The following is a 7,492-nucleotide window of genomic DNA, read 5'->3' on the forward strand; positions in this document are numbered from 1 at the left end:
TCCCGGGAAGAACTCCATGAACGCTGAGTTCGTGGATACAAATATTCTGATTTACGCTCACGATGGCAGCGCAGGCGACAAGCACCAAAAATCAGTGGTGCTGCTCGAAAGACTCCTCGAACAGGGTAACGCAGCAACAAGTATCCAGGTCCTCACGGAGTTCTATGCCGCGGCAACTCGCAAATTGAAGATGAAACCGGAAGATGCGGAGGAGGTGCTCCGAGACATGCAGTCCTGGAACTTGCATCGGTTAGCGTTCATGGACTTGGTCGCTGCATCGCGATTACACCAGCGGTACAAAGTTGCATTCTGGGATGCCCTCATTCTAAATAGCGCGCTCGAACTGGGTTGCGAAGTCTTATGGACAGAAGACCTCAGTAATGGACAGAAGTATGGGAATGTTCTAGTGCGAACTCCTTTCTAGCGTCGTTGAACTGGAACTCGGTACGGTATCCATAGGCTAGAACACCTGCGCCGCAGCGATTACGGAAGACTCAGCGTCTGACGGCGCTATCGATCAGCTCTCCGTCGCGGTGCAAGTCCAAAGCGAACACGGCAGGTTCAGGTGATTCCTCGAATTTAAGACCGAGGTCACGCGATTTGCTCAGAGACGAACTCCAGAATTTGAGGCTGGCCGCGATGACAGCCAGAATGATCATGATCGCAACGGAACTCCTGACGCTTTGGAGCGCGCGCCACTCCACTCGAGTGCAGAATTCGAGTACAGGTACGCCGAGCATGGTGTAGGTCCAGAATGTGAGGTACACGTTCGCTTTTCCGGGAAGATAGGAACACGTAAACGGAATTTTGCGGAAGTTCAGCATCAATCCTTCGGTCAGCGCAACGGCCAGCAAAGCCAGAATGCCGAGGTGAAAAATTGCCATCCGCAATGGCCACATCGAAAAAAATAAGGCGGCGGATGCTGCCCAAATCGGAACGGCTGCCAGGAGCAAGAGCCCGCGTCGAGCGCCAACCACGCAGTGAGAAGGCCTGGGGAGCGGAACGGTGCGGAAGATCCAATTGGCTCGGAGATCGGCGGGCATAGAAAACGCAATGCGTGTTCCCATCACAGCCGCACAAATCATGATGATGCTTGAGGCCAACAGTGGCACGCCGGCTTGTCCTAAAGTGGCCGCTCCCAGATCGTCTATTGTCTTTTTCTCAATTCCTGATTTCAGAAATAGAAATACAACCGCAAAACCAACTCCGAGATAAAAGCACACGATAGCTCTGTGCTGGCGGCTACGCAGCAAAGTACGAATGCTGAAATTAGAAATTGCAGTGCTAGTTGCATTCCCCAGGCGAAAAGGCCACGTCAATGCTTTGCGAGCCGGAGCGATATCCGGCTCTTCGATGATTTTGCGCAGATTGCGAAAATAGCAAAGCAGAAACGCCGCTGCTGCTCCCAGCGTCGCGGCTGAGACGCCGACGATCGCTCGCTCAGCCGATTCCAGCAGGGCCGGCGGCATCGATCCATTGAGCATCTGGAACAGCGCAAGAAACCAATAGGAAGGCAGCCACGCCAGAGCCGCCTGATTTTGTTCGGCAGTCATCGCCTTGGGATACGCCCAATGCGGCTCCAGAAAATACATGCAGATAAAGAGGCTGAACGCCACAATCTGTAACAATGCCGACGCGCGGAGGAACATGCGGCGTGACAAGAGCTGGGCCACCACTCCCTGTAATCCCAATACGGAACCAAAAATGAACACGCCTGCAGCGAACGTGGTCACCCAATAGGCGGCCAGGGCTCGAAGGAAACCGATCGCGCCTCCGTTCGCAGGAATCCAGAACAAAGGCCACGTGATGCCGCTGAAGATGTTCAGAGCCATAACGGTCGCCCCCAGCGCCGCGCCCACGGCGGAGACTTTCGCCAGCAACAACGTCTGAACGCGAATTGGCAGCGGAGCCAATACCAACATGTCGCGGCGATCAGGGAACGATGAGTCCCAGCTCAAAACAGCGAAGAGCCCTACCACGAGCATGGTGGTCGAAATGAGGAAGTGCTCCATCGTCCAGCATTGCGCGATGCCCGCAGGCCCGGGCGGCGCACTTCCCATAAACAGCGCGACGAGGGCCATAATCACGCTGAAGAACAACAGCAGAGATGCGAAATGGCCCAACAGTTTCGCCAGATCGCCTTCAGGGGCTAGCAGTTCCAAATCGACAATCCGAAACAGAAACTGCCGAAACAGCACGCGAAACTGGACCTTCTCAATATTTGAAAGCATCAGGCTTGTATGAGATCGGCGATTTGCCGCGAAATTGAGGCCGTGTCCTGCTCAACTGCCAACTGGGAGAAGATGGCCTCCAGATTGGGCGCTGCCATCAAAGCCCGCAAGCTCTCGATCGAATCGTCGGCGACGATTCTGCCCCCATGCAGGATCACCACACGCGAGGCGACCCGCTCGACGGTCTCAAGTTCGTGTGAGCTGAACACGACGACTTTCCCGCGAGCCGCAAGCTCCTGAATCAGTGTTCGCAGGATCAGCGCGGAAGAAACATCCAGTCCCGAAAACGGCTCGTCGAGCAGAACCAGATCGGGATTGTGCAACAGGGCTGCGGTGATAAGAATCTTCTGGCGCATGCCCTTCGAGTAAGAGGATAGAGGCGAATGTCGCTCGGCGTGTAAAGCAAATAACTGTAGCAGGCCGTCAATCCGTTCCGCTGTTCTCTTTTCGGGCAAGCCGCGAAGCTGTCCGATCATAACCAGGTACTCGAGCCCGGTCAGGTGTGCGTACAGGTAAGGTTCTTCCGGCACGTATCCCATGCGCTGCTTGTAGGAAGTCAGATCGCTGCGAATCGGTACACCGTCGAACAGTATCTCGCCCGAGGTCATTTCCAGTAGGCCCGTGATCATCTTCATCGTCGTGGACTTGCCCGACCCATTTGGACCGAGGTACCCGGTTATCTCTCCGGCACGGGCAGTGAAAGTCACATCATCAACCGCCCGAATTCCCGAGAATCTCTTGCAAACGTGACGAAGCTCCAGCATGCAGCTCATGCCTCCAGCAGACACCATATGCGTGCAGTATGTTCCTACGAGTTCGTGAGTATGGCAATGGATGTTGAGCGTTGCTCTCGGCCTGCAGAGTTGAGGTTTCGCATTAGAGCGCGTGGACTGAGTGGAGCCGTAGAGCACAGAATGTACTCCGGTTTCAGACGCCGAGAGTCGGCACGCGCCACTTGAGCCGCGGGAATCTTGCGTAGTCTCTATCCAGAGTGATCCATTCAGAGCCGGATTCGATAGCGAGTGCGGCATACCAGGCATCCGATACTAAACTGCCCCGCACGTCGGATGTTCTGCAGAGATCGGCAAAGATTCTCCAGTGGTCCGGTCCCGGCTGAATTACAACACAGTGCGGCTGAGCGATCAGTAGTTCACAGAAATCCAGCGCTTCGGCACAGGTGCTCGGGCGAGCAAAGATCCGCGAATGTGTAGCTATGCGAACAAGCGCACTTAATACCTGAAGCGACATTCCGTAACGGGAACTTCCGTTCAGGATTCCGCTCAGCCATGTGTGACACAAGACATGATCGCCAGCATCGGAGCGGAAGGCGTTTACAAGGACATTGACATCGGCGAGGATCACAGTCCTTCAAGCCGATCTTCCAGATCGCTACTACGGTTAAGATCAACGCCGGGCAGAGTACCGCCTCGCATTTTGGATACCGGCAACTGAACTCTGGATCGTCGAGCAGGTTTCGAACTTGTAAGAACCATCTTCAGGCCTTCTTCCAGAACTGAAGTGAGGGTACGCCCCTCATCTGCAGCCTTTCTCTTTGCCCGGCGAAGCAGGTCTTGGGACAGTCTCACTGTGGTGCGCATATGTCTCATTGTACCATCAATATGTCTAAGCCAAAAACCATCCGAGTCATTCATGCAGTTGAGCGAACAAGTTCGCATATTGACGAGGTGGTATTGGAGCACAAGTGTGCGCATTGCAACCTGAATCGAGAGTGTCCCGCGACGTGCCTAATTTCCGGTCGTGATCACCACCCGAAAGCGCGCCTTGTTGCTCATCATGCGGTCGTAAGCCTCTTGAGCTTTTTCGAGCGGAAAGGTCTCGATCATCGGACGTACACCGGTCATTGCCGAGAACCTCATCGTGTCTTCCGAATCGATTGAGGATCCGGAGGGCCATCCATAGAGTCCGGAGCGTTTGCCGATGAAGCTGACGGTGTTGAGCTGCATGGGTGTGAAGTCGGCGCCGAGGACGATCAGGCGTCCATCGAGCGACAGGCCGCCCATTGTTGCGGCCATTGCCTGCGCATTGGTTGCAGTGGCGAGGATGATTCTCGCCCCGCCGAGTTTCTGCAACTCGGCAGCAGGATCTGTGGCTGCGCTGTCTATGTAGTGCTGCGCGCCGAGCTCTTTTGCCAGCGGTTCTTTGTCTTTTCCGCGTGCGATCGCGATAGTGCGGAAGCCCATCTTCGCTGCGAACTGGACTCCAAGGTGTCCCAGACCACCTATTCCGAGCACTGCGACCGTATCTCCGCCCCGCGCCCCGCTATTGCGCAGCGAGTTGAAGGTCGTGATCCCAGCGCACACCAGGGGCCCAGCTTCCGCCGGACTGATCTCGTTGGGAATTAGCGCCAGCCCTTCAAAGGGCACCAGAACATAATCCTCGTACCCACCGTCCATAGTGATGCCAGTGATCTTCTGGTTCGCGCAGGTGACGAAGCTGCCGCGGCGACATGACTCGCAGTGTCCGCAATACGAGCCGAGCCAGCCGACGCCGACGCGCTGTCCCTCCTTCCACTGCGGCACGTCAGGACCGAGCGCATCGATCACTCCGGCCACCTCGTGTCCGGGTACGCGGGGATATGTGATGCCTGGCCAGTGTCCTTCTTTCGTGAGCGAGTCGCTGTGACACAACCCGCAGGCCTGCACTTTTACGCGGACCTGTCGCGGACCCGGCTGCGGTATCTCGCGCTCGACCATCTCGAACGGTCCGCCAGCACTGCTCACTTGTACTGCACGCACCTTGGGCATGACTGTTCTCCAGGAAAGATTATGGGGTGTGCGATGCACGGCGCGAGATCCAAGTCTGACCTCCGTCGAGGTTGCATTGGTCTTCGTCTTCAGCGAGTGCGTCCATAGTGTGCCAAAGCAGACAATCAACGTGGCGCCGAAGCAGACACTCTTTTCCGCCTGCTATGCTGAATAGTTTCACTTCGACTCATCAAGGAGCAAGATCATGCAGAGAACGGCCAGCGCACAGTGGAGGGGCGGACTGAAGGACGGCAAAGGCACCGTCTCGACAGCAAGCGGAGTCCTTTCCAATTCGCAATACTCATTCAGCACGAGGTTCGAAAGCGGTGTGGGAACCAATCCCGAAGAACTTATCGCAGCCGCTCACGCCGGATGCTTCTCCATGGCACTCAGTGCCGAACTGGGAAAAGCTAACATTACTCCGCAGAGCGTTGATACCAAATGCACGCTCACGTTTGAAAAAACCGACAAAGGATTCACAGTCACTGAAAGTCATCTCGACGTTAAAGCTCGCATTCCCGGTGGAAACAAAGCAGCATTCGACAAGGCCGCAGCCGATGCGAAAGCCGGCTGTCCAATTTCTCGGCTCTTGAACACAAAGATCACAATGAACGCTGCGCTCGAGTCGTAACTGGCGATAACCCAAATGAGCGGCTCTGGGTAGGAAAAGGGCAGCCTCCAGGGCTGCCCCTCCCGCGCTGTTCGTCGTCCTTACTACTTAGCGCCAACCCCAAAATCGGTCGTTGCGAATGTCTCGTGTATCGCGGCGGACATCGCGTCGGTCACGATTGACGTCGCGATATTCACTGCGCAGCTCCTGGCGTTCCTCGCGTGCTCCGGCGTAGTCGCCGTTGCGCAGGTCGCGATTGAGTTCCCAGCGATCGTGTGCGATTTTGGCCTGATCGTTGCGGATGTCGCGATAGTCGCCGCGGCGATCCGCATAATCATGGCGAACGTCGCGATTCGGACGCCAATCGTCTCGATCCTGCGCCATCAGCGAGCCGGCGCCCATCAGTCCCACAAGTGCAATTCCCAAAATGGTGCGTTTCATTGCTTCCTCCTCGATTAGGCTCGCCGGCGAACCTACCACTACAAACACAGTTTTCGGGAAGAGTTGCGTGACTTCGATTGAGTCTTGCTGGCAATCCACTTCCAATCCTCGGCCATGTACTTACGTCTATCGAGTAGTCAACCTCTGCGCATACGGCAAACAAAGGGCAAAGCTATCTAAGGTTCCAGCAGCTCGCGAAATTTTCAAAAACGCTGTCAACCTCCTGTGCACCCGGCCCATCACACCAACTGCGACCAATGGCCTGCTGTCACCAATCCTTTGTCTGTCGGCCGCGTAACCGCGCGCTTCGTTGAGCAGGCAACAAATCACTCACATCAGAGGGAGTAACCGAATGAAGAAGAACCTGTACAGATTAGGAATGGTACTGGCGATGAGCGCTGGTTTCGCGCTTGCTCAAAGTTCAACAGCGACGCCCAGCACATCGAGTAGCACCACTCCGGATCAATCGCAAACCCCGGCTGCTCAGCAGAGCACGTCGCAGAATCCAACGTCGGCTCAGCCGCAGTCAGACCAACTACCATCGACGAGCAGCCAGACGCCGTCATCGTCGTCTTCCAGCTCGACCACGGCAGCACCGAGCACCAGCACGAGCAGCAGCGGACAGACCGCGAGTCCGTCCTCCAGCAGCTCAACCGTAGGCTCGCAGAGTTCAACGAGTCCATCGAGCAGCAGCACGTCCTCGAGCCCATCGAGCAGCTCGAGCTCCACGCTGCCGCAGTCTGATCAGAGCAGCACTGCTCCTTCGTCCTCGACGAACCCGCAGAGCACTACGCCTTCGAGCAGCTCAAGTTCGAGCAGCAGCTCCTCGATGCCGCAGTCCGATCAGAGCTCAACTTCTCCTTCCACCTCTTCTTCGCAATCCACGTCACCTAGCTCTTCACAGTCGACTTCGCCTTCCAGCTCGTCCTCTGCTGACCAGAGCCAGAATCCGTCCAGCAGCACCAGCGGACAGACCGGCGCAGCTTCTTCGAGCTCCGCGTCGGGCGTTCCGCAGAGCGATATGGGCGGGGACGCGACCAGCAAGATTCAGTCTGCTCTGCAGCAGAACTCGAACCTCTCTGGCGTGACCGTGAGCACCGATGCGAAGGGCAACATTGAACTGAGCGGAACCGCGAACAGCTCGCAGGACCGTAAAGAAGCAGTCCGCATCGCGAAGGACAATGCAAACGGCAAGAAGGTAAAGGACCACATCAAAGTTAGCGGCTCGGCGAACAATAACAACAGCAGCAACCCGATGAGTCACTAATTCTGATATCAACCTCCAACGTAGGGCGGCTTTCGAGCCGCCCTATTTATTTGCAGTGACCTTTCCGCTCGCGAAGCCGTATGGGCAATGTCGGCATCCCGATTGGCAGCAGTATCCGCGGTTCAGCAGGTAGCGCTCGGTAAAAACGTACAGACCGTTCTCGATATAGTAGTCAACA

Annotated in this window: 10 protein-coding genes; 3 read left to right on the forward strand and 7 right to left on the reverse strand. The window is 56.2% G+C overall.

Annotated features, from left to right (window positions below; all coding sequences use genetic code 11):
- The first annotated feature begins 16 nt into the window (after positions 1 to 16).
- On the forward strand, positions 17 to 424 hold the full coding sequence (locus tag VFU50_06165) for a PIN domain-containing protein (protein HEU5232424.1): 408 nt from the start codon (positions 17 to 19) through the stop codon (positions 422 to 424).
- Between the two features lie 70 nt (positions 425 to 494).
- Here the strand turns inward: VFU50_06165 and VFU50_06170 are convergent, their stop codons facing one another.
- The 4 genes from VFU50_06170 to VFU50_06185 all read right to left on the reverse strand — a co-directional run bounded on the left by VFU50_06170 (position 495) and on the right by VFU50_06185 (position 4,996).
- Positions 495 to 2,231 carry a hypothetical protein gene (locus tag VFU50_06170; GenBank protein ID HEU5232425.1) on the reverse strand — a complete coding sequence of 579 codons (1,737 nt, stop codon included), beginning with the start codon at positions 2,229 to 2,231 and terminating at the stop codon, positions 495 to 497.
- On the reverse strand, positions 2,231 to 3,022 hold the full coding sequence (locus VFU50_06175; protein ID HEU5232426.1) for an ABC transporter ATP-binding protein: 792 nt from the start codon (positions 3,020 to 3,022) through the stop codon (positions 2,231 to 2,233). The genes VFU50_06170 and VFU50_06175 overlap by 1 nt, the downstream gene beginning before the upstream one ends.
- 136 nt (positions 3,023 to 3,158) lie before the next feature.
- Positions 3,159 to 3,593, reverse strand: coding sequence for a type II toxin-antitoxin system VapC family toxin (locus tag VFU50_06180; protein HEU5232427.1), 435 nt, complete (start codon positions 3,591 to 3,593; stop codon positions 3,159 to 3,161).
- 383 nt (positions 3,594 to 3,976) lie between these two features.
- Complete coding sequence (locus VFU50_06185) at positions 3,977 to 4,996, reverse strand: alcohol dehydrogenase (GenBank protein HEU5232428.1); 1,020 nt, start codon at positions 4,994 to 4,996, stop codon at positions 3,977 to 3,979.
- A 205-nt stretch (positions 4,997 to 5,201) separates the two neighbouring features.
- Here VFU50_06185 and VFU50_06190 point away from each other — a divergent pair, with 205 nt between their 5' ends.
- A complete protein-coding gene (locus tag VFU50_06190) occupies positions 5,202 to 5,627 on the forward strand; it encodes an OsmC family protein (protein ID HEU5232429.1) in 426 nt (141 codons plus the stop codon).
- Between the two features lie 87 nt (positions 5,628 to 5,714).
- Here the strand turns inward: VFU50_06190 and VFU50_06195 are convergent, their stop codons facing one another.
- Positions 5,715 to 6,047 carry a hypothetical protein gene (locus VFU50_06195; protein ID HEU5232430.1) on the reverse strand — a complete coding sequence of 111 codons (333 nt, stop codon included), beginning with the start codon at positions 6,045 to 6,047 and terminating at the stop codon, positions 5,715 to 5,717.
- Positions 6,048 to 6,563: 516 nt separating this feature from the next.
- On the reverse strand, positions 6,564 to 6,776 hold the full coding sequence (locus tag VFU50_06200) for a hypothetical protein (GenBank protein HEU5232431.1): 213 nt from the start codon (positions 6,774 to 6,776) through the stop codon (positions 6,564 to 6,566).
- A 100-nt stretch (positions 6,777 to 6,876) separates the two neighbouring features.
- Between VFU50_06200 and VFU50_06205 the strand changes: the two genes are divergently transcribed.
- Positions 6,877 to 7,314 carry a BON domain-containing protein gene (locus tag VFU50_06205; GenBank protein HEU5232432.1) on the forward strand — a complete coding sequence of 146 codons (438 nt, stop codon included), beginning with the start codon at positions 6,877 to 6,879 and terminating at the stop codon, positions 7,312 to 7,314.
- A gap of 42 nt (positions 7,315 to 7,356) precedes the next feature.
- Here the strand turns inward: VFU50_06205 and VFU50_06210 are convergent, their stop codons facing one another.
- Positions 7,357 to 7,479, reverse strand: coding sequence for a DUF5522 domain-containing protein (locus VFU50_06210; GenBank protein ID HEU5232433.1), 123 nt, complete (start codon positions 7,477 to 7,479; stop codon positions 7,357 to 7,359).
- Between the last annotated feature and the right edge of the window lie 13 nt (positions 7,480 to 7,492).

It is taken from the genome of Terriglobales bacterium (assembly GCA_035764005.1).
Classification (GTDB): domain Bacteria; phylum Acidobacteriota; class Terriglobia; order Terriglobales; family Acidobacteriaceae; genus Gp1-AA112.